The sequence below is a fragment of the Pseudomonas sp. genome, assembly GCF_049590575.1.
Classification (GTDB): domain Bacteria; phylum Pseudomonadota; class Gammaproteobacteria; order Pseudomonadales; family Pseudomonadaceae; genus Aquipseudomonas.
Genome location: NZ_JBAWDE010000400.1, coordinates 1 through 1,751, shown reverse-complemented (window position 1 = coordinate 1,751; position 1,751 = coordinate 1). Strand labels below are relative to the sequence as shown.

Below are 1,751 nucleotides of genomic sequence, written 5' to 3'. Positions count from 1 at the left end.
AGCCAGCTCCCACAGTGGAATGCATGCCAACTGTGGGAGCGGGCTTGCTCGCGAAGACGGCTTCACCGGCACAGAAAAATTACAGCCTTATGCGGAGCACCTGATGACCCCTCAAAAGATTTCCTTCTACAACCTGGCCTGGCGCTGGCACTTCTACGCCGGCCTCTTCGTCGCCCCGTTCATGGTCTTGCTGGCGCTGACCGGCATCATCTACCTGTTCAAGCCCCAGCTCGACCCGCTGATGTACGGCGACCTGCTGACCGTGCAAAGTGCCGAGCACGCCCTGAGCGCCGATGAGCTACTGCAACGCGCCCAGGCGGCCTTCCCACAAGGCAAGATCAGCAAGTACCTGCCACCGGCCGACGTCACCGGCAGCGCGCAGTTCGTAATGCACAACGGCGGACGCGAAGTGACGGTGTTCGTCGACCCGTATCGCGGCACCGTGCTCGGTGAGCAGGATGCGAAATACAACCTGCAAGCCATTGCGCGCGCGCTGCACGGCGAGCTGATGATCGGCACCGTCGGCGATCGCCTGGTGGAGCTGGCCGCCGGCTGGGGCGTGATGCTGGTGGTGTCCGGCCTGTACCTGTGGTGGCCGCGTGGCAAGTCGTCGGCAGGGGTATTGTGGCCACGCTTCAACGCGCGTGGCCGCGTGCTGTGGCGCGACATGCATGCGGTCGCCGGCTTCTGGGGCGCAGCATTCTTGCTGGTGATGCTGCTCAGCGGCATGACCTGGACCGGCTTCTGGGGCAAGCAATACGCCGACCTGTGGAACACCTTCCCGGCCGCCATGTGGAACAACGTGCCGCAGTCCGACCTGCAAGCGCGCGTGCTCAACACCGCCAGCCAGCAGACCGTACCCTGGGCCATGGAAAACACGCCGATGCCGATGTCCGGCGACCATGCCGAACACATGAACCACGGCGCGATGCATTCGGCGCCGGCCGCACCGACCATTCGCCTGCAACAAGTAGTCGACCTCGCCACCGCCCGCAAGGTCGAGCCCGGCTACAGCATCACCTTCCCCACCACCGCCGAGGGCGTGTTCACTGTCGCGGTGTTTGCCAACGACCCGCGCAACGACGCCACCCTGCATGTGGACCAGTACACCGGCAAGGTCCTGGCCGACATGCGTTGGGAACACTACAACACGGTCGCGCGAGCCACCGAGACCGGCGTTATGCTGCATGAAGGCAAGATGTTCGGCTGGGTCAACCAACTGATCGTGTTGCTGATCTGCCTGATGATTCTGCTCAGCGCCGTGAGCGGCCTGGTGATCTGGTGGAAGCGCCGGCCCGCCGGCGGGCTGGGGGTTCCGCCGTTGCGCCATGACCTGCCGAAGTGGAAGACCGCGATGGTGATCATGCTCGGGCTGGCGATTGTTTTTCCGCTGGTGGGCGCGTCGTTGATCGTGGTCTGGGCGCTGGACCGTCTGGTGCTGTCGCGCTTTTTTGGCCAACGTGAATCTGCCTCAGGTTCGGCGTGAAACAGGCGAGATGCCTGACGCAGAGCCCTTCTATAACCTTGCGCGGACTGTTGTCCCGCAGCCAATAAGTGTTAACTTATAACACTTACTGCGTTATCGTTGCTCGCCGCGCCCTGCGGCGAGTACCCCGCCAAGAAGTGATTGATCGACCGATGAACAAGTACCTTGCGTCAGGCCTGTGCCTGCTCGCCCTGCATAACAGCGCCCAGGCCCTGACCCTGCCCGCCAGCCCCGTGACCGCGCCGGCGGTGGATGACGATCGCGT

Annotated in this window: 1 protein-coding gene; it reads left to right on the top strand. The window is 63.6% G+C overall.

The window, feature by feature from the left end:
* Positions 1–103 precede the first annotated feature (103 nt).
* Positions 104–1,486, top strand: a complete 1,383-nt coding sequence (locus WBR57_RS28165; RefSeq protein WP_424088527.1) for a PepSY-associated TM helix domain-containing protein — start codon at positions 104–106, stop codon at positions 1,484–1,486.
* The last annotated feature ends 265 nt before the right edge of the window (positions 1,487–1,751 follow it).

Coding starts and splice junctions, on each gene's coding strand:
- WBR57_RS28165 (WP_424088527.1), top strand. CDS start 104: ATGACCCCTCAAAAGATTTCCTTCTACAACCTGGCCTGGCGCTGGCAC.